The organism is Pseudoroseomonas cervicalis (assembly GCF_030818485.1).
Taxonomy (GTDB): domain Bacteria; phylum Pseudomonadota; class Alphaproteobacteria; order Acetobacterales; family Acetobacteraceae; genus Pseudoroseomonas; species Pseudoroseomonas cervicalis_A.
In genome coordinates, this window is sequence record NZ_JAUTAJ010000004.1 from 2602098 (window position 1) to 2620991 (window position 18894).

An 18894-nucleotide genomic window follows, 5' to 3' on the forward strand; every position below is an offset into this window, starting at 1 on the left:
TCCGCCACCGCCGCGCGCATCCGCGCCACCGCCTGGACGACCAGCGGCAGCGCGCTCGCGGACCCCCAGGAACCGGCGGTGAGATGCTGCGGCGCCGCCGTGGTGTCGCCGATCAGCACCTCCAGCCGGCGGTCGTCGACCCCCAGCTCGCGCGTCAGCACCGCCGCCAGCGCGGTGCGCAGCCCCTGGCCGAATTCATGCCCCGCCACGGCGAAGCGCGTGCTGCCATCGGCGCGGATGCGCAGCGTGGCGACGGCCGGATGGATCAGCGTCGGATACAGGCCGCAGGCGACCCCCCAGCCGATCTGCGTGCCATCCGGCGCGGTCATCGAGCCGGGCGCGGCGCTGCGGCGCGCCCAGCCGAAGCGTTCGGCGCCGAGGCGCAGGCAGTCATTGAGGAAGCGCGAGGAAAGCGGCCGGCCATTGTGCACATCGATGCGCGTGTCATGCGCCATGCGGAACTCGACTGGATCGCGGCCCAGGCGATAGGACAGCTCGTCCACCGCGCCCTCGAAGGCGAAGCAGGCGGGATGCTCGTAGGGCGCGCGCATATGGCCCGGCGCCTGGGTGTCGATGCGCAGATTGGCGGCGCTGCCATGGTAGTTGGCGATGCCGTAGAGCCGCATGGCGCCTTCATGGTACTGGCCGGCGGGAAAGCCGCCGCGACGCGAATTCTGCTGCTCCACCGCATAGTGCACGCCGACCATGCGCCCGGCGGCATCGGCGCCGAGGCGGATGCGGTGCCGGCTATGCGGCCGGAAGGTGGCCAGGTGGAAGATCTGCCCGCGCGGCATGACCAGCTTCACCGGCCTGCCGGTTAGAATGGCCGCGCGCGCCACCAGCGCGGTCTGCCGTTGCACCCAGCCCTTCTGGCCGAAGGCGCCGCCGACCGTCGGGCTCTTCACATCGATGATCGCCGGGTCGAGGCCCAGCGTGCGCGCCACCGCCACCTTGATCGCCCCGGCATTCTGCGACCCCTCATGGATCAGCAGCCGGCCCTCGGCCCAGACCGCCGTGGTCGAGAGCAGCTCGATCGGGTTGTGGTGCTGGGCCGGCGAGTCATAGCTCGCCTCGACGATGGTGGCGGCGCCCGCCAGCGCGGCGTCGGCATCCCCGGCGGTGACATCCTCGGCCGGCTCGCGCGCCGCGCCCGCGCTGTCCATCAGCGCGGCGAAGGGCGCCGGCGCGATGCGCGCGCGCACCGCCTCGGCGCCCTCGATCGCCGCCTCCAGCGTGTCGGCGACGACCAGGGCCAGCGGCTCGCCGCGAAAGGCGATCTGCGGCAGCAGGCCGGGGCGGGGCGAGCCGGGCAGATCCGGCCCCTGCGGCGCGGCCGGGAAATCGGCCGGCGTCAGGATGCGCCGCACGCCGGGCACGCGCAGCGCCGCCTCGGTCTCCAGCGCCAGCACCTGGCCGCGGGCGACCGGCGCCGGCACCGTCATGGCATGCAGCAGGCCGGGGAAGCGCAGATCCGCCGCATAGGCGGCGGCGCCGCGGACCTTGTCCAGCGCATCGGCGCGCGGCCGGTCGGGAAAGGCGGGTGTCGGCATCAGGACCTCCTGGCGGCGGCGATCAGCAGCGCATCGGCCAGGGTCCGCGCCCCCAGCTCGATCTTGAACCCGTTGTGCTGTCCGGCCCGCGCCTGCCGGAACGCCGCATCGCCGGCGGCGCGGGCGAGCTCGGGGGTCAGGCGTTCGCCGGCCAGCATCCGCTCGGCCTCCGGCGCCCGCCAGGGGCGGGTCGCGACGCCGCCGAGCGCGATGCGGCCCCGCGCGATGCGCTCGCCCTCGAACTCCAGCGCCACCGCCGCCGAGGCGAGCGCGAAGGCGTAGGATTCGCGGTCGCGGATCTTGTGATAGGTCGAGGCACGGCCGGCATTCCGCTTCGGCACCACGATCGCCGTGATCAGCTCGCCCGGGGCGAGGGCGAATTCGCGATGCGGCGTATCCCCCGGCAGGGCATACAGCGCGGCGATCGGCAGGGCGCGCGGCCCCTCCGGCCCCAGCAGCTCGACAATGGCATCGGCGGCGGTCAGCGCCACCGGCCAGTCGCCCGGCGAGACGGCATTGCAATGCGCGCTGGCGCCCAGCACCGCCTGGCCGCGATCGACCCCGCCCATGGCGCCGCAGCCGCTGCCCGGCTCGCGCTTGTTGCAGGGATAGAGGCCGCCGGCGCCATTGCGGAAATAGGCGCAGCGCGTGCGCTGCAGCAGGTTGCCGCCGACGCTCGCCATGTTGCGCAGCTGCTGCGAGGCCGCCTTGGCCAGCGCCTCGGCCAGCATCGGATGCCCCTGCGCCACGGCCGGCGCCGCCGCCACCGCGCTCATCGGCGCCAGCGCGCCGAAGCGCAGCGTGTCGCCCTCCGTGTCGATGCGGCGCAGCGCGGCGATGCCGGAGAGGTCGATCAGCTGGCGCGGCGTCTCGACGGACAGCTTCATCAGGTCGTAGAGCGTGGTGCCGCCGGCGATGAAGCGCGCCTCGGCTCCTGCCTGCGCGGCGGCGCGCACCGCCTCCTGCGCCGTGGCGGGGCGGATCAGGGTGACGGGCTGCATCAGCCGCGCCCCATCTTCGCCGCGGCGTCCTCGATGGCGGCGACGATGCCGACATAGGCGCCGCAGCGGCAGAGATTGCCGCTCATGTATTCGCGGATGCGCTCGCGCGAGGTGGCGTTGCCTTCCTGCACGCAGGCCACGGCCGCCATGATCTGCCCCGGCGTGCAATAGCCGCATTGCAGCGCGTCATGGTCGATGAAGGCCTGCTGCATCGGGTGCAGCGCGCCCTCCGCCGACAGCCCCTCGATGGTCAGCACCGCGCGCCCCTCCAGCCGGGCGGCCAGCGTCAGGCAGGCGGCGACGCGCTGCCCGTCGAGATGCACGGTGCAGGCGCCGCACTGGCCGTGGTCGCAGCCCTTCTTGGCGCCGGTCAGGTGCAGCTGCTCGCGCAGCACGTCGAGCAGCGAGCTGCGCGCATCCACCGCCAGCGTCACGGGCCGGCCATTCACCTGCAGGCGCAGCAGGCCGGCCGGCTCCGGCCGGCCAGGCGCCGGCCGGGTGGGCGCCGACTGGGCGGTCGCCGGCTGGGCGCCGGCCGGGCCCGCCGAGAGGGCGCCGGCCGCCATGGCGGCGCCGGCGCCGAGCGCGCCGCGCCGGCTCAGCGCCAGCGCCTCCGCGCCATCGGGCGGCGCGGGCTCCGGCGCGTCATCGCTGCGGGGGTCATCCTGCCGGGCCATGGCTCCGCTCCCTGTCTGCGCGGCGGCATCCGGGATCCCCCGCCGGCGCGGCGGGGCCCGTGGCGCCGTGCTTCCAGATAGCGCTGTGCGGCACGGCGATCTTGCCAATGCCTCCGCCGATCTTGCCCGATCCTGCAGGGTGCTGGCGGCGGCCGGCCCGGCACCCCATCTGCAGTGCCGCGGGCCGCGGCGCGCCGGGAGATGCGAATGGATCAGCTGATGCGGGCCATCGAGGCCTATGCCGGCCGCCACGCCGATGCGAACGGCCTGGCGGTGGCGCCCGTGCCGGGCCTGCGGATGAAGGTCGTGCCGCGCCCGACCAGCCGCATCGACGCCGTCTACCGGCCGCTGGTGTGCCTGATCCTGCAGGGCGGCAAGCAGCTGGTCGTCGGGCAGGAGCAGCGCCAGGCGCGCGCCGGGCAGGCGCTGATCGTCAGCGCCGATGTCCCGGTCGCGGCGCGCATCGTCGAGGCCAGCCCCGCGCAACCCTATATCGCCGTCGCGCTCGACCTCGACCTGGCGCTGCTGCGCGACCTCGCCCTGCGGCTGCAGGCGGCGCCGGCGCGGCCGCGGCCCGGTGCGCGCACCCTGTTCGCCGTCGACACCGAGGCGGCGGCGCTGGATTGCGCCGCCCGGCTGATGCAGCTGATCGACCGGCCCGACGCCATTCCGCTGCTGCGGCCCGGCATCCTGCGGGAGCTGCATTACTGGCTGCTCTCCGGCCCGCATGGCGCGGCGCTGCGCGGCCTGGCCCATCCGCAGGGCCATGCCGCGCGGCTGGGCCCGGCGATCGCCATGCTGCAGGCGGAGTATCGCGCGCGGCTCTCCATCGGCCGGCTCGCCGCCGCGGCGGCGATGAGCGCCTCCAACTTCCACAAGCACTTCAAGCAGCTCACCTCGCTGACGCCGGGCCAGTACCAGAAGCATCTGCGCCTGATCGAGGCGCGCCGCCTGATGGTGGAGGATGGCTTCTCGGCGATCAGCGCCGCCTTCGAGGTCGGCTATGAAAGCGCCTCGCAATTCACCCGCGACTATCGCCGCATGTTCCGCGCGCCGCCGAAGCGCGACAGCCTGCGGCAGCGCCTCGCCGCGGGCCTGGCCGGCGGCGAGGCGCGCCCGGGCGGCGGCGCCTAGCGGCGGCGCCGCGCCTCTGGCCTCAGCGCGCCCGGCGCAGCGGCACCGCGCCGGCGCGCGCGGCGCTGTCCTCGCCGAAGCTCACCCCGGTCAGCCGCAGCGATTCCTCCCAGAGCCGGGCCGCGACCCCGGCGTCCAGCGCCTGCGGCGGCGGCTTCGCGTCGGTCGGATGGCCGCGCGTCTCGGACAGCCGGTGCGGCCCGTAATAGCCGCCCGGCCGCGCCGCCGGCGCGGTGGCCGCGAACAGCGTCGGCAGCGCCCCCTGCGCCGCCGGCTGGAACAGGAACCACAGCAGCGAGCGCGTCAGCCCCGCCGCGCTGAACCGCCCCGGCGCATTGTGCAGCAGGCCGGTGCGCGACACGCCGGGATGCGCGGCGATGCTGGACAGGCCCCAGCCGCCGGCCTCGCTGCGGCGCTGCAGCTCGAAGGCGAACATCAGGCAGGCGAGCTTGGATTGCGCATAGGCCGGCATCGGCTTGTAGTCGCGCTCGGATTGCAGATCCTCGAAGCGGATGGCGCCGGCGCGCGCGGCGACGCTGGACAGCGTCACCACCCGCGGATCCTGGCCGCGCCGCAGCAGCGGCAACAGATGCGCCGTCAGCGCGACATGGCCGAGATGGTTGGTGCCGAGCTGCAGCTCGAACCCGTCCGCCGTGAGCTGGCGGCGCGGCGGCGTCATCACCCCGGCATTGTTGACCAGCACGTCGATCCGCTCCAGCGCGGCGCCGAGCCGCTCGCCGCAGGCGGCGATGGAGGCGAGCCGGCCGAGATCGAGCGGCTCGAAGGTCACCTGCGCCTCCGGCACGGCCTGACGGATGCGCGCCACCGCCTCGGCGCCGCGGTCGGGGTTGCGCCCGGCGATGATCACCCGGCCGCCGGCGCGGGCCAGCGCCAGCGCGGTCTCGAGGCCGAGCCCGCCGGTGCCGGTCACCAGGATCGTGCGGCCGCGCTGGGAGGGGATGTCCTGGCCGGTCCATTTCTGGGGCATGGGGATGAGGTCCTTCAGGGGTCTCAGGCGGCGGCGCCGGGCAGCAGGCTGCGGGTGCGGCGCTCGCCGATGGTCTCGGTCACCGCCAGCGGCAGCGCGCGCAGGCGCCGGCCGGTGGCGTGGTGGATGGCGTTGGCGATGGCGGCGGCGACGGGAATGATGCCGGGCTCGCCGGCGCCGCCCGGCGGCAGGCTGCTCGGCACGATCTCCACCTGCACCGCCGGCGCATCGGCCAGGCGCTGCATCGGGAAATCGTGGAAGTTCGATTGCTGCACGGCGCCCGCCTCCAGGGTGATGGCGCTCATCAGCGCCGTGGTGACGCCGAACAGGATGCCGCCCTCCATCTGCGCCAGCACCGCGTCGGGATTGACCACGGTGCCGACATCGACGGCGCAGAAGACGCGGTCGACGGTGAGCTGCCCATCTGCCGCCACCGTCACCTCGGCCACCTGCGCGACCACGCTCTCATAGGCGGCGTCGAGGGCGATGCCGCGGCCGCGCCCGGGCGGCAGCGGCCGGCCCCAGCCCGCCATCGCCGCCACCCGGTCGAGCACGGCGAGATGGCGCGGGCTGTCGCGCAGCAGGGCGCGGCGATAGGCCAGCGGGTCCTGGCCGGCGGCCAGCGCGCATTCATCCAGGAAGGATTCGGCGAAGAAGGTGTTGAAGGAATAGCCATTGGAGCGCCAGGGGGCGATCGGCATGTGGCTCGGCACATGCCGGCTGCGCACCCGCCGGGCGGGGAAGGCGTAATAGGCCTTGTCCAGCCCCTCCGCCGCGAAGCGGTCGCCCTCCGGGCTGCCGCCCAGGCGGATCGGCAGGTTGCGCTGCATGGCGGAATGCTGCAGCGCCTGGGCGGCCACCAGCGCGTCGAAGGCCAGCGGCAGCCCGTCGGGGCCGAGGGCGGCGCGCAGCCGCGCCGCCGCGTGGCTGCGGAACACGCCGCGGGCGATGTCCTCCTCGCGCGGCCACATCAGCTTGACCGGGCGGCCGCGATGCCGCGCCGCCAGGAAGGCGGCCTGGGCCACCACATCGACCTCGCTGCGTCGCCCGAAGGCGCCGCCGCTCATGGTGACGTGGCAGGTGACGGCGCTCGGCTCCACCCCGGCCCAGCCGGCGCCGCGGTTGACGCCCCAGCGCATGGTCAGCGGCGATTGCGTGGGGCACCAGGCCTCGGCCGTGCCATCCTCGCGCAGCAGCACGGTGGCGTTCATCGGCTCCATGCAGGCATGCGCCAGGAAGGGCGCGGTGTAGACCGCCTCCACCGCCCGCGCCGCGCCGGGGCGCAAGGCCGCCTCCATGTCGCCCTCGGCCAGGTGCTCATAGGCGCCCTCGGGCTGTTCCAGCGCGGCGTGCAGCGCCCCGGCCAGGGCGGCGCTGCCGGTCGCCTCCGCCGCGCTGCCCGTCCATTCGATGTCGAGGCGCTGCGCCGCGCTCTCCGCCTGCCACCAGGAGGTGGCGACCACCGCCACCTCGCGCCCGTCGATCACCGCCAGGTCGCGCACGCCGGGGCGGGCGCGCACCTCCGCCGCGTTGCGGATGCGCGCGACGCCGGCGCCGAACACCGGCGGCCGGCGGATCGTCGCATGCAGCATGCCCGGCAGCAGCAGGTCGGCGCCGAAGACCGGCTCGCCGCGGATCTTGGCCGGCAGGTCGAGCCGCGGCTGCGGCCGGCCGATCAGCCGCCAGGCGGCGGGCGGCTTCAGCGCCGGCGCGCGCGGCGGCGGCATCAGGGCGGCCTGCCGCGCCAGATCGGCATAGGGAAGGCGGCGGCCGGTGGCGGCGTGGTGCACGGACCCCGCGGCGGTGGTGAGCTCGGCCAGCGGCACGCCGAGCCGCGCGGCGGCGGCGGCCAGCAGCCTCTGCCGCGCCGCGGCGCCGGCGCGGCGCAACGGCACCCACATCCCCATGATCGAGGTGGAGCCGGCGGTGTTGATCAGCGGCAGCGCGCCCAGCGCCCGGCTGGCCGCCCACATCAGCGGGCCGCGCATTTCCTCGGGCCGGGTGCGCAGCGGGCCGCCGACATTGGCATAGGCCGCCAGCGGTTCCACCGGATGCTCGATGCGGATGCGGCCGTCGAAGGGGATGTCCAGCTCCTCCGCCACCAGCATGGCGAGGCCGGTATGGATGCCCTGCCCCATCTCGGTGCGCGGCAGCTGCAGCACGACGCGGCCATCCGCCTCGATGGCGATGAAGGCGTTCAGCACCGCGCGGTCGCCGGCGAGATGGCCCTCCGCCCCTTCCATGTCGATGCTGGCCAGGTAGCCGACGCCGCCGGCGGTGGCGGCCAGGACGCTGCCGCCCAGGGCGGCGCCGCCGAACAGGACGATGCGGCGGGAGAGCGAGCGTGGCATGGTGGCCTCCTCAGCCCTGCGCCTGCGCCGCGGCGGCGCGGTGGATGGCGCGGCGGATGCGCGGATAGGTGCCGCAGCGGCAGATATTGGTGATGAAGGCGTCGATCTGCGCGTCGGTCGGCGCCGGCGTCTGCGCCAGCAGCGCCGTGGCGGCGATCAGGAAGCCCGGCTGGCAGAAGCCGCATTGCGGCACCTGCTCCTCCAGCCAGGCCCGCTGCACCGCGGAGAGCGCGCCATCCGCGGCGGCCAGGCCCTCCACCGTCACCACCGAGGCGCCGGCGAGCTCGGCCAGGGTGATCGAGCAGGAGGGGGTCGAGACGCCGTCGAGCAGCACGCGGCAGGCGCCGCACTGGGCGATGCCGCAGCCATATTTGGCGCCGCGCAGGCCGAGCTCCTCGCGCAGCACCCAGAGCAGCGGGGTGTCGCCGGGGGCCTCGACCTCGACGCGGCGGCCATTGACGGTGAGGGGGGTCATGGCGGTCTCCTGCGGGTTCAATCGGCGCCGGCCACGAGGACGGCCGGCGCGGCGCGGCGGCGGCGGCGCAGCCCCCAGGCCAGCAGCGCCACGCCGCCCTCGACCGCGACCATGGCGCCGAGCACGGCGAGCCCCGCCTCCCCCGCCGCCCAGCCCTGGCTGCGCAGCGCGTGGCCGGCGCCGGCCAGCAGCGCGATCCAGCACAGCGAGCCGAGGGCGGTGGCCGCCAGGAAGCCGGCCAGCGGCAGCCGCAGCACGCCGGCGGGCAGCGCCTGGAAGATGCGCACCGTGGGGATCAGCTGGCCGAGGAAGGTCAGCCAGAGCGAGCGCCGGCGGTAATTCGCCATCAGCCGGTCATAGAGCTCGGCGGAGAGCAGCACCCAGCGCCCGTGCCGCGCCACCAGGGCGCGGGTGCGGCGCTGCCCGGCCAGGGCGCCCAGCCCGTACCAGGCCAGGGCGCCGCCCATCGAGCCGGCGGTCGCCACCAGGCAGCGCCCGGCCAGCGCCCAGACATCCGCGGCGCCGATGCCGATCGCCGGGTACAGCACATAGGAGGGCAGGATGGGGATGAATTTCTCGACCAGGGCGGCGAGGAACACCGCCTCCAGGCTGGCCGCGCGCGTGAGCGCGTCCAGCGCGCTCACGCGGCACCCGCCCGGCGCTGCGGCAGGCGATAGGTCCAGACCCGCGCCGGCCAGAGATTGCGCCAGATCATGCCCGAGCCATGCGCGCGCAGCCCGGGGCGCGGCGCCGGCACCGGCGAGCGGATGAAATAGGTGAATTGCAGGAAGGGCGCGCCGGGGGCGGCGTGGCGCAGGCAATCGGTCACCAGCCGCAGCCGCTGCGCCGGCGGGCGCACCAGCAGCGGCAGCCCGGCCACCACGGCGGCCGCCGGCTGCGCGAAGCGGCGCATCAGCGCCGGCGCGGCATAGGCATCGCCCTGCAGCACCTGCGCCGTCGGCCAGCGCTGCCGCAGCAGGGCGCAGAAGGCCGGGTCGGCCTCCACCAGCACCAGCCGGGCGGGGTCGATGCCGCGCGCCACCAGGGCGCGGGTGACGGCACCGGTGCCGGGGCCGAGCTCGACCACCGGGCCGGGGATGTCGGGATCGACCCGCTCGGCCATGGCGCGGGCCAGGTCGGTGCCGCTCGGGATGAAGGCGCCGGCGCGCAGCGGGTCCTGCCTCCAGGAGCGGAAGAACAGCCTGGCGTCGCGCAGGGCGCCGCCCGGCGCGGTGTCGCCGGGCACGGTGTTGCGCGGATCCTCGAGAATGGCTTCGGACATCGGCATCCCTGTCTTCGTGTCGTGACAGGGGCAGGCTTGCCCCGGCGCATGTCTGCCGTGTTTCCGCCTTCGGTTTTTTCCTGCTGCCGGCAGTGAAATGTGCCAGAAACAATCGGCAACGATACTGCCCCCACGACATGCCCAGGGCCCCGCGCGGGCGAAGAGGAGCGAGGGACGCGGTGACGCACAGCATCCTGGTGGTGGATGACGATTCCGGCATCCGCGAGGTCGTCGCCGACAGCCTGCGCGGCCATGGCTACCGCCTGTTCGACGCGCCCGATGTGCGGGCCATGGAACGCGTGCTGGCGGCGGAGCAGGTCGATCTCATCCTGCTCGACGTCATGATGCCGGGGGAGAACGGGCTCTCCGCCTGCCAGCGCCTGGCCGGCGGGCCGCATCCGCCGGTGGTGATGCTCTCGGCGCTGGACGCGCCGCCCGACCGCATCGCCGGGCTGAATGCCGGCGCCGACTACTATGTCGGCAAGCCGAGCAGCCCGGGCGAGCTGCTGGCCGTGGTCCGCGCCACGCTGCGGCGGAGCGCGCAGCCCGCGGCGCGGGATTTCCGCCCGCACCGCGTGGGCTTCCTCGGCTGGACCGCGGATTTCAGCGCGCATGAGCTGCGCGACCCGAAGGGCGTGCTGATCCACCTGACCGATGGCGAGATGATCATGCTGAAGGCCTTCGTCGAGCGGCCGCGCCGGGTGCTGAGCCGCGACCAGCTGCTGAACGCGGCGCGCGGCCCGGACAGCGAGGCCTTCGACCGCGCCGTCGATGTGCAGGTCAGCCGGCTGCGGCGCAAGCTGCGCTCCGCCGGGGACGAGCTGATCCGCACCATCCGCAACGAGGGCTACATGTTCGTCCCCGCCACCCAGCGCCTGTAGAGGAGGCGGCCGTGAAGCGCCCTGCCCTGCCGCTCGTCTTCCGCACCGCCTTCATCCTGATCGGCTGCGTCCTGCTGGTGCAGGGGCTGAACATGGCGCTGTTCCTGGTCTGCCCGCCGGTGCCGCTCGGGCCGGTCGGCTTCGGCACGGTGCAGCAGGCGCTGATCGAGGGCCGCTATGGCCGCGGCCTGGAGATCCGCGAGGTGCCGGCGGCGGAGATCGCGCCGCAGGAGCCGCGCCTGGCGCCGCTGCGCGACCTGGTGGCGGCGCGGCTGAAGCTGCCGCCGGAGGCGGTGCGGCTGGGGCTGGCGGAGCTGCCGGAGTTCAAGCTGGTGCCGAACTATACCGGGGTCGACAGCCTGGCGCCGGCGGGGTCGCTGGACGCGGCGCGGCTCGACTTCACCGGCGGCTTCCGGCTGGCGCGGCAGCTGGAGAATGGCCATTGGCGCAGCGTCACCCCCTCCTCGGCGCTGATCCGCGGCTGGATCACCCTGGCCTTCGGCTGGGTGCTGGGCACCATCATCTTCGCCATACCCTGCGCCTATCTGGTCGCCCATTGGCTGGGGCGGCCGATCCGGCAATTCGCCGAGGCGGCCGAGCGGCTGGGCCGCAACCCGCGCGAGCCCGACCTGAAGCCCGACGGCCCGCGCGAGCTGCACGGCGCCGTGCTGGCCTTCAACGAGATGAAGCAGCGGCTCGGCCGTTATGTCGATGACCGGCTGGGGATGATGAGCGCCATCGCGCATGATCTGCGCATCCCGCTGACCCGCCTGGCCTTCCGGCTGGAGCGCGCGCCGGAGGCGATCCGCGCCAAGGCCGAGGCCGACATCGCCGAGATGCAGCGCATGCTGGGCGCGGTGCTGGCCTTCGTGCAGACCACCCACGCGCAACGGCCGCGGCAGCAGCAGGAGCTGCGCTCCCTGCTCTGCACCATCGCCGACAACATGGTGGAGACCGGCCGCGACGTGCGGCTGGAGGACGGCCCCGACATCATCCTGGAGGCCGATGATATCGGGCTGCGCAGCCTGTTCACCAACCTGATCCACAATGCCGTCACCTATGGCGGCACGGCGCGGGTGCGGCTGGCGCAGGAGGGCGGCGCGGCGGTGATCGAGATCGAGGATGACGGCCCAGGCCTGCCGCCGGAGGAGCTGGAACGGGTCTTCGAGCCCTTCTACCGCGGCGAGAAATCGCGCAACCGCGCCACCGGCGGCATCGGGCTGGGCCTCGCCCTGGTGCGCTCGGTCGCCATCGCCCATGGCGGCTCGGCGACGCTGGAGAACCTCGCCTCGCGCGGCTTGCGGGCGCGGATCGTGCTGCCCGCCTGAGGCCTCGGCCGCGCCGCGGGGGGAGGCGCGCCGCCCGGCCGGGCGGCGCGCCGTCTCACGGGATCGTCCGGGGCTCCGCCGCCTTTGGCGCCGCCTTTGGCGCCGCCTCTGGCGCCGTCGCCGCCCGCCCGGCGAACCAGGTGTAGAAAAGCGGGATCAGGAACACCGCCAGGAAGGTCGCCGCCAGCATGCCGCCCACCACGGCGGTGCCGATCGAGACACGGCTGCCCGAACCCGCCCCGGTGCTGATGGCCAGCGGCAGGCAGCCCAGGATGAAGGCCAGCGAGGTCATGACGATCGGGCGGAAGCGCAGCCTTGCCGCCGCCAGCGCCGCCTCCAGCGGGGATTTGCCGGCGCGCCGCTCCAGCACGGCGAATTCCACGATCAGGATGGCGTTCTTCGCCGCCAGCCCCACCAGGGTGATCAGCCCGACCTGGAAATAGATGTCGTTGTTCAGCCCGCGCAGCCACACCGCCAGCAGCGCGCCGAACAGGCCGAAGGGCACCGCCAGCAGCACGGCGATGGGCAGCGTCCAGCGGCCATATTGCGCGGCCAGGATCAGGAACACCATGACGATGCCGAAGCCCAGCGCCAGCGCGCCGGCCTGGCCGCCCGCCAGCTCCTGATAGGCGGCGCCGCTCCAGGCGATGCCGAAGCCCTGCGGCAGGCTGGCCGCCGCCACCGCCTGCATCGCCCGCAGCGCCTGGCCGGAGGAATAGCCGGGTGCGGCGCTGCCATTGATGGTGGCGGCGGGGTAGCCGTTGAAGCGCTCCGCCAGGTCGCTGCCCACCACGCGGGTCAGCCGCAGCATGGTGCCGGCCGGCACCAGCTCGCCCCCCGCGGCGCGGACGAAGACGCGGTTCAGATCCTCGGGCTCGCGGCGATAGGCGCCCTCCGACTGCAGGTTGACGCGGTAGTTGCGGCCCAGCAGCGTGAAGTCGTTGACATAGAGGCTGCTGAAGCTGCTCTGCACCGTCTCGAACAGGGCGGAGAGCGCGACGCCGCGCGCCTTCGCCGCGTCGCGGTCGATGTCGAGCCGGTAGCGCGGGACGTTGGTCTGCAGCGTGGTGCTGAGCCCGGCCAGCTCCGGCCGCTTGGCGGCTTCGGCCAGCAGGGCCTGCACGGCGGCGGCCATGGCGCCGCTGCCGCCGGCGCTGCGGCCGCCGGTGTCGATCACCTTCATCTCGAAGCCGCCCACCGTGCCGAGCCCGTCGATGGCCGGCGGGTTGAAGGCCATGGCGATGGCGTTGCGCACCTCGCCCAGCACGGCGAAGAGCGATCCGGCCAGCACCCGCGCATCCTGCTCCGGCGCGCGCCGCTCCGACCAGTCGCGCAGCTCGATGAAGGCGGCGCCGGCGCTGGTGCTGGCGGCGTTGGAGAGCAGGTTGAAGCCGGAGAAGGCCATCACCGAACGCACATTGGGGTCGGCGCGCAGCAGCTCGACGACCTCCTGCTCGGCCGCCGCCGTGCCTTCCAGCGCGGTCGCTGGCGGCATGCTCCAGACGACGAACAGGCTGCCCTGGTCCTCCTCCGGCACCAGCCCGCCCGGCACGGCGCGGAACAGCGACAGGGTCAGGCCGCAGACGAGGGCGAAGCAGAGCAGGCCGAGCAGGCCGCGGCGCAGGAAGAAGCGCACGCCGGCCGTATAGCCCCCCGTCAGCCGCTCGAAGCCGCGGTTGAACAGGCGGAAGGGCAGCAGCTTCCGGCCATGGCCGGGCTTCAGCATCACCGCGCAGAGCGCCGGCGTCAGCGTCAGCGCGACGACGCCGGAGAGGATGACGGAGACCGAGATGGTGATGGCGAACTGCTTGTACAGCTCGCCCGACAGCCCGCCCAGGAAGCCCACGGGGATGAAGACGGCGCAGAGCACCAGCACGATGGCGATGACCGGCCCGGTCACCTCCTGCATGGCGCGGATCGCCGCCTGGCGCGGCGGCAGGCCCTCCTCCTCCATCAGCCGCTCGACATTCTCGACCACCACGATGGCGTCGTCGACGACGATGCCGATGGCCAGGATCAGGCCGAACAGCGTCAGCATGTTGATGCTGAAGCCCAGCGCATACATGCCGGCGAAGGTGCCGATGATCGAGACCGGGATGGCCAGCAGCGGGATCAGGGTGGCCCGCCAGCTCTGCAGGAACAGGAACACCACCAGCACCACCAGCAGGATCGCCTCGACGAAGGTGGCGACCACCTGGCGGATCGAGACCTCGACGAAGGTGGTGGTGTCATAGGGCACGGAATATTCCATGCCCTGCGGCATGGCGGCGGCCAGCTGGTCCATGCGCGCCGTCACCGCCGCCATGGTCTGCAGCGCATTGGCGCCGGGCTGCAGGTAGATGCCGAAGGGCGCGCTGGGCCGGCCGTTCAGCCGCCCCTGGAAGTCGTATTGCTGGGCGCCGAGCTCGATGCGCGCGACATCGCGCAGCCGCAGCGCCGCGCCATCGGCGCGGGCCTGCAGGATGATGTCGCCGAAGGCCTCGGCATCCGGCAGCCGGCCCTGCGCGGTCAGCGCATAGGTGTAGGCGCCGCCGCCATCGGGCGATTCGTTCAGCCGCCCGGCGGCGAATTGCTGGTTCTGCTCGCGGATGGCGGCGGCGATGTCGGAGGCGGTGAGCGCGTATTGCGCCAGCGTCTCCGGCCGCAGCCAGATCCGCATGGCGTATTCCTTCTGCCCGAACAGCGAGGCATTGCCGACGCCGGGGATGCGCTTGACCTCGTCGATCACGTTGCGCAGCGCGTAGTTGCTGAGGAAGATCTCGTCGAAGCGCTGATCCGTCGCGGTCAGCGAGACCACCGCCAGGAAGGCGCTGGACTGCTTGTTGACGGTGACGCCGACGCGCTGCACCTCGGCCGGCAGGGTGGCCAGCACGCCCTGCACGCGGTTGCTGACATTGATCGTCGCCTGGTCCGCATCGGTGCCGATCTGGAAGCTGACGGTCAGCGTCATGCTGCCATCGGTGTTGACGGACTGCATGTAGAGCAGCCCCTCGACGCCGTTGATGGCGCGCTCCAGCGGCGCCGCCACGGTCTGCGACACGGTCTCGGCATCGGCGCCGGAATAGCTGGTGGAGACCACCACCTGCGGCGGCACGATCTGCGGATATTGCGCCACCGGCAGCGCGCGCATCGCCAGCAGCCCGGCCAGCACGATCAGGATCGACAGCACCCCGGCCAGCACCGGGCGGTCGATGAAGAAACGGGCGCTCACCGCGCGGCCTCCGCCACCTGGACCGGCGCGCCCTCGGTCACCCGCACCACGCCCTCGGCGATGACGCGGTCGCCGGGGCGCAGCCCGTCCTCGATCACCCATTCGGCCCCGGCGCGGCGGCCGAGCCGCAGGCCGCGCCGCTCCGCCCGCCCATCCGGGCCCACGACATAGGCGAAGGGCCCCTGCACATCCTGCTGCACCGCCGCCTGCGGGATGCGGATGGCATCCCGCATGGCGCCGGAGACGCGGATGCGCACGAACTGCCCCGGCACCAGCCGGCCGGCGCCATTGGCGAAGCTGGCGCGGCCGCGCACCGTGCCGGTGGCCGGGTCCATCACCGCCTCGGTGAAGGTGACGCGGCCCTCGGCGCCCTCGCCCTCCCCCGGCAGCAGCCGCGCCGCCAGCGGGCCCGGCCCGGCCGCGGTCAGCGCGGCGAGGTCCGGCGCGTTGAAGGCGAAGGCGACATAAACGGGGTCGAGCTGGGTGATGCGGGTCAGCAGCGAGCTCTCGCCGCCGGCGCTGACCAGGCTGCCCTCCGGCACCGCCTCCAGGCTGGTGACGCCGGCGATCGGCGCGGTGACGGTGGTGTAGCCCAGCTCCAGCCGGGCGGTGGCCAGCCGGGCGCGCGCCGCGGCCAGCCCGGCCTCGGCGGCGGCCAGGGCGGCGGCGGCGTCGTCGCGCGCCTTGCGGCTGCCGACATCGGCGCGCAGCAGCTCGGCGGCGCGCTGCTGGTCGCGGCGGGTGCGCTGCAGCTCCGCCTCGGCCTGCTGCACCTCGGCCGCCGCCAGATCCACCGCCGCCTGGTAGCGGGCCGGGTCGATGCGGAACAGCACGGCGCCGGCCTCCACCGCCGCGCCCTCGGTATAGCTGCGCTCCAGCAGGATGCCTGCGACGCGCGCGCGCACCTCGGTCTGCCGCACCGCGGTGACGCGCCCGCCATAGTCGAAGGCGATCGGGGTCGGTTGCGGGCGCACCTCGACGACACCGACCCGGGCGGGCGGCGGCGCGGCCTCGGGGGGCGCCGCCGTCTCGCCGCAGGCGACGAGCAGGAGCGGCAGGAACAGCGCGAGACGGCGTTGCATGAACTCACCAGAATGGTTGGGGGCGGTCCGGGGGCGGCGTCGCGGCATGGCGATGCTTGCCCGCCCGGGCGGCCAGCGATACAAATCCATACGGACGTATTTAAACAACGTCAAGGAGACGGCATGGGGCGCCCGCCGAGCATCGACCGTGACAAGGTCCTCGACCTGGCCGAGGCCATCCTGCTGAAGGACGGCACCGCGGCGCTGACGCTGGATGCGGTGGCGCGCGCCGCCGGCGTCTCCAAGGGCGGCATCCAGTCGCGCTTCGGCACCAAGGACGAGCTGCTGGCGGCGCTGGTCGAGCGCTGGTCGGGCGAGTATGACAGCGAGATGCAGGCCCGGCTGGCCCCCGACGCGGCGCCGGCGGCGCGGGTGCGCGCCCATCTCGACATCACCATGGGGCTGCAGCCGGCGGAATATGGCCGCGCCGCCGGCTTCATGGCGACGCTGATCGAATCGGTGCAGCGGCGGGAGGAATGGCGGCGCTGGTATGCCGAGCATTTCGGCGCGCTCGACCCCGCCAGGCCGGAGGGCCAGCGCGCCCGGCTGGCGCTGCTGGCGGTGGAAGGCGCCTTCATCCTGCGCGCCTTCGGCCTGATGGGCTTCGGCGATGCGGAGTGGGAGACGCTGCGGCAGGATCTGCACGCGCTGCTGGAGGGCCGGCTCGGCACGGGGGAGGAGCCCGGGTGAGCTGGGTCTGGCTGCTGCTGGCCGGGCTGCTGGAGATCGGCTGGCCGGTCGGGCTGAAACTGTCGCAGGCGCCGGGCACGCGCTGGCTCGGCATCGGCCTGGCTGTGGGCTTCATGCTGGCCAGCGGCAGCTTCCTGTGGCTGGCGCAGCGCAGCATCCCGCTCGGCACCGCCTATGCGGTCTGGACCGGCATCGGCGCCGCCGGCACCTTCCTGGTGGGGGTGCTGGCCTATGGCGACCCGGCCTCGCTCGCCCGCTTCGCCGGGGTGGCGATGATCATGGGCGGGGTCATCACGCTGAAACTGGCGGGATGACGGGCCGGCCCGCCACCCCCGCTTGAACCGGGGCCGGGGCCGGCACATATCGCGCCGCGCTGAAGCCTGAACCTGCGGGAGATGTCCTATGAGCGAGGCCCTGGAACGCCATGAATTCGGCGCCGAGGTCGGGCGCCTGCTCGACCTCGTGGTGCATGCCCTCTATTCCGAGCGCGAGATCTTCCTGCGCGAGCTGGTCGCCAATGCCGCCGACGCGGTGGACCGCCGCCGCTTCGAGGCGCTGTCCGACCCGGCCCTGATGCCGCCGGGCGAGGCGAAGCTGCGCATCATCCCCGATGCCGCCGCCCGCATCCTGACGCTGTCCGACCCCGGCATCGGCATGAGCAAGGCGGAGCTCACCCAGCATCTCGGCACCATCGCGCGCTCCGGCACCCTGGCCTTCGCCCGCTCGCTCGCCGAGGCGCCGGCGACCGACAAGCCCAGCCTGATCGGCCAGTTCGGCGTCGGCTTCTACTCCGCCTTCATGGTGGCCGAGCGGGTCGAGGTCACCTCGCGCCGCGCCGGCAGCGAGGAGGCCTGGGTCTGGGCCAGCGAGGGGCGCGGCGACTACACCCTGGCCCCCGGCAGCCGCGCGGAAGCCGGCACCGACATCGTGCTGCACCTGAAGGAGGATGCCGGCGAGTTCCTCGACCCCTGGCGGCTGCAGGCGATCATCCGCAAATGGGCGGACCACATCACCATCCCCATCCTGCTGCTGCGCGACGGGCAGGAGGAGCCGGCGAACGAAGGCACCGCGCTCTGGCGCAAGCCGAAATCGGAGATCGCCGAGGAGGCCTATGCCGAGTTCTACCGGCATGTGGCGCATGCCTTCGACAAGCCCTGGGCGACGCTGCACTGGCGCGCCGAGGGCAGCGTCGACTTCACCGCGCTGCTGTTCATTCCCGGCATGAAGCCCTTCGAGGTGGTGGAAGGCGAGCGGGAGAGCCGGCTGCGCCTGCATGTCCGCCGCATGTTCATCACCGACGAGGCGGGGCTGCTGCCCTCCTGGCTGCGCTTCGTGCGCGGCGTGGTGGACACCGAGGACCTGCCGCTGAATGTCAGCCGCGAGATGCTGCAAGCGACGCCGGCGCTGGCGCGCATCCGCAAGGCGGTGACCAGCCGCGTGCTGTCCGAGCTGAAGAGCCGCGCCAGGGACGCCGACTCCTATGCCGGCTTCCACGAGAATTTCGGCGCCATCCTGAAGGAGGGCATCTGGGAGGATGCCGAGCACCGGCAGGAGATCGCCGCCCTGCTGCGCTTCCGCTCCTCCGCCGTGGAGGGCTGGACCTCCTTCGCCGACTACATCGCGCGGATGAAGCCGGGGCAGGAGGCGATCTATGTGCTGGCCGGCGACCAGGCCGAGGCGCTGGCGGCCTCGCCCCAGCTCGAGGGCTTCCGCGCCCGCGGCGTCGAGGTGCTGCTGCTGCCCGACCAGATCGACGCCTTCTGGCCCGAGCGGCTGGCGAGCGTCGAGGGCAAGGTGCTGCGCAGCATCACCCAGGGCGAGATCGATCTTTCGGCCCTGCCGCTGCTGCAGGAGCAGAGCGAGGCCCCGGCCGATCTCTCTGGCCTGCTGCCGAAGCTGAAGGCGGCGCTGGGGGAGGAGGTGGCGGAGGTGCAGGCGACCGACCGGCTGGTGGACAGCGCCGTGGTGCTGGCCGCAGGCAAGGGCGGGCCGGATCTCGCCATGCAGCGCCTGCTGCGCCGCGCCGGCCGCGCCACCGGGCCGGACCGCGCCGTGCTGCTGCTGAACCCGCGCCATGCGCTGATCCGCCGCCTGGCGGAACAGGCGGCCGGCGAGGCCGATCTGGCGGAGACGGCCGGGCTGCTGCTGGACCTGGCCCGGGTGCAGGATGGCGACAGCCCGCGCGACCCGGTGGGCTTCGCCCGCCGCGTGGCGGCGGCGCTGGCGCAGTGAGGGCGATGGGCC

The 18894-nt window shown here is 73.9% G+C and carries 15 protein-coding genes and 1 pseudogene; 6 read left to right on the forward strand and 10 right to left on the reverse strand.

Annotated features, from left to right (window positions below; all coding sequences use genetic code 11):
• Window positions 1-8 precede the first annotated feature (8 nt).
• The 3 genes and pseudogenes from QE401_RS16015 to QE401_RS16025 all read right to left on the reverse strand — a co-directional run.
• A pseudogene (locus QE401_RS16015) lies at window positions 9-1550 on the reverse strand (xanthine dehydrogenase family protein molybdopterin-binding subunit); the annotation flags it as partial.
• A complete protein-coding gene (locus tag QE401_RS16020; RefSeq protein ID WP_307139153.1) occupies window positions 1550-2551 on the reverse strand; it encodes an FAD binding domain-containing protein in 1002 nt (333 codons plus the stop codon). The pseudogene QE401_RS16015 and the gene QE401_RS16020, both read right to left, overlap by 1 nt.
• Complete coding sequence (locus QE401_RS16025) at window positions 2551-3012, reverse strand: 2Fe-2S iron-sulfur cluster-binding protein (protein WP_475638106.1); 462 nt, start codon at window positions 3010-3012, stop codon at window positions 2551-2553. Before QE401_RS16025 ends, QE401_RS16020 begins: the two co-directional genes overlap by 1 nt.
• A 423-nt stretch (window positions 3013-3435) precedes the next feature.
• Between QE401_RS16025 and QE401_RS16030 the strand changes: the two genes are divergently transcribed.
• Window positions 3436-4362, forward strand: a complete 927-nt coding sequence (locus tag QE401_RS16030) for an AraC family transcriptional regulator (protein WP_307139154.1) — start codon at window positions 3436-3438, stop codon at window positions 4360-4362.
• Between the two features lie 22 nt (window positions 4363-4384).
• Here QE401_RS16030 and QE401_RS16035 read toward each other — a convergent pair whose 3' ends face one another.
• From QE401_RS16035 to QE401_RS16055, 5 genes are read right to left on the reverse strand one after another with little or no spacing between them, the layout of a single operon-like run.
• The gene (locus QE401_RS16035; RefSeq protein ID WP_307139155.1) at window positions 4385-5350 is read right to left on the reverse strand and encodes an SDR family oxidoreductase; all 966 of its coding nucleotides are present in this window, start codon (window positions 5348-5350) and stop codon (window positions 4385-4387) included.
• 23 nt (window positions 5351-5373) lie between these two features.
• On the reverse strand, window positions 5374-7701 hold the full coding sequence (locus tag QE401_RS16040; RefSeq protein WP_307139156.1) for a xanthine dehydrogenase family protein molybdopterin-binding subunit: 2328 nt from the start codon (window positions 7699-7701) through the stop codon (window positions 5374-5376).
• Between the two features lie 10 nt (window positions 7702-7711).
• A complete protein-coding gene (locus tag QE401_RS16045) occupies window positions 7712-8176 on the reverse strand; it encodes a (2Fe-2S)-binding protein (protein WP_307139157.1) in 465 nt (154 codons plus the stop codon).
• 17 nt (window positions 8177-8193) lie between these two features.
• Window positions 8194-8820 carry a DedA family protein gene (locus tag QE401_RS16050; RefSeq protein WP_307139158.1) on the reverse strand — a complete coding sequence of 209 codons (627 nt, stop codon included), beginning with the start codon at window positions 8818-8820 and terminating at the stop codon, window positions 8194-8196.
• Window positions 8817-9458, reverse strand: a complete 642-nt coding sequence (locus QE401_RS16055; protein ID WP_307139159.1) for a class I SAM-dependent methyltransferase — start codon at window positions 9456-9458, stop codon at window positions 8817-8819. The genes QE401_RS16050 and QE401_RS16055 overlap by 4 nt, the downstream gene beginning before the upstream one ends.
• Before the next feature lie 179 nt (window positions 9459-9637).
• On the opposite strand from QE401_RS16055, the gene QE401_RS16060 reads away from it, so the two are divergent.
• The gene (locus tag QE401_RS16060; protein ID WP_307139160.1) at window positions 9638-10339 is read left to right on the forward strand and encodes a response regulator; all 702 of its coding nucleotides are present in this window, start codon (window positions 9638-9640) and stop codon (window positions 10337-10339) included.
• An 11-nt stretch (window positions 10340-10350) separates the two neighbouring features.
• Window positions 10351-11667, forward strand: a complete 1317-nt coding sequence (locus QE401_RS16065; protein WP_307139161.1) for a sensor histidine kinase — start codon at window positions 10351-10353, stop codon at window positions 11665-11667.
• 55 nt (window positions 11668-11722) lie between these two features.
• Here the strand turns inward: QE401_RS16065 and QE401_RS16070 are convergent, their stop codons facing one another.
• Both QE401_RS16070 and QE401_RS16075 read right to left on the reverse strand, forming a co-directional pair.
• Window positions 11723-14878, reverse strand: a complete 3156-nt coding sequence (locus QE401_RS16070; protein WP_307139162.1) for an efflux RND transporter permease subunit — start codon at window positions 14876-14878, stop codon at window positions 11723-11725.
• Complete coding sequence (locus QE401_RS16075; RefSeq protein ID WP_307139163.1) at window positions 14875-15960, reverse strand: efflux RND transporter periplasmic adaptor subunit; 1086 nt, start codon at window positions 15958-15960, stop codon at window positions 14875-14877. The genes QE401_RS16070 and QE401_RS16075 overlap by 4 nt, the downstream gene beginning before the upstream one ends.
• Before the next feature lie 123 nt (window positions 15961-16083).
• Between QE401_RS16075 and QE401_RS16080 the strand changes: the two genes are divergently transcribed.
• The 3 genes from QE401_RS16080 to htpG all read left to right on the forward strand — a co-directional run bounded on the left by QE401_RS16080 (window position 16084) and on the right by htpG (window position 18882).
• Window positions 16084-16650: a TetR/AcrR family transcriptional regulator gene (locus QE401_RS16080; protein WP_307139164.1), complete on the forward strand. Its 567-nt coding sequence runs from the start codon at window positions 16084-16086 to the stop codon at window positions 16648-16650.
• Window positions 16647-16964 (forward strand): DMT family transporter, encoded by a 318-nt coding sequence (locus tag QE401_RS16085; RefSeq protein ID WP_307139165.1) that lies wholly within the window; start codon window positions 16647-16649, stop codon window positions 16962-16964. Before QE401_RS16080 ends, QE401_RS16085 begins: the two co-directional genes overlap by 4 nt.
• An 88-nt stretch (window positions 16965-17052) precedes the next feature.
• Window positions 17053-18882 (forward strand): molecular chaperone HtpG, encoded by a 1830-nt coding sequence (gene htpG, locus QE401_RS16090; RefSeq protein WP_307139166.1) that lies wholly within the window; start codon window positions 17053-17055, stop codon window positions 18880-18882.
• Window positions 18883-18894 lie beyond the last annotated feature (12 nt).

Bases quoted from the DNA above. Each gene is read 5' to 3' on its own strand.
- QE401_RS16045 (WP_307139157.1), bottom strand. From the start codon at position 8,176: ATGACCCCCCTCACCGTCAATGGCCGCCGCGTCGAGGTCGAGGCCCCC.
- QE401_RS16075 (WP_307139163.1), bottom strand. From the start codon at position 15,960: ATGCAACGCCGTCTCGCGCTGTTCCTGCCGCTCCTGCTCGTCGCCTGC.
- QE401_RS16040 (WP_307139156.1), bottom strand. From the start codon at position 7,701: ATGCCACGCTCGCTCTCCCGCCGCATCGTCCTGTTCGGCGGCGCCGCC.
- QE401_RS16035 (WP_307139155.1), bottom strand. From the start codon at position 5,350: ATGCCCCAGAAATGGACCGGCCAGGACATCCCCTCCCAGCGCGGCCGC.
- QE401_RS16030 (WP_307139154.1), top strand. From the start codon at position 3,436: ATGGATCAGCTGATGCGGGCCATCGAGGCCTATGCCGGCCGCCACGCC.
- htpG (WP_307139166.1), top strand. From the start codon at position 17,053: ATGAGCGAGGCCCTGGAACGCCATGAATTCGGCGCCGAGGTCGGGCGC.
- QE401_RS16020 (WP_307139153.1), bottom strand. From the start codon at position 2,551: ATGCAGCCCGTCACCCTGATCCGCCCCGCCACGGCGCAGGAGGCGGTG.
- QE401_RS16055 (WP_307139159.1), bottom strand. From the start codon at position 9,458: ATGTCCGAAGCCATTCTCGAGGATCCGCGCAACACCGTGCCCGGCGAC.
- QE401_RS16080 (WP_307139164.1), top strand. From the start codon at position 16,084: ATGGGGCGCCCGCCGAGCATCGACCGTGACAAGGTCCTCGACCTGGCC.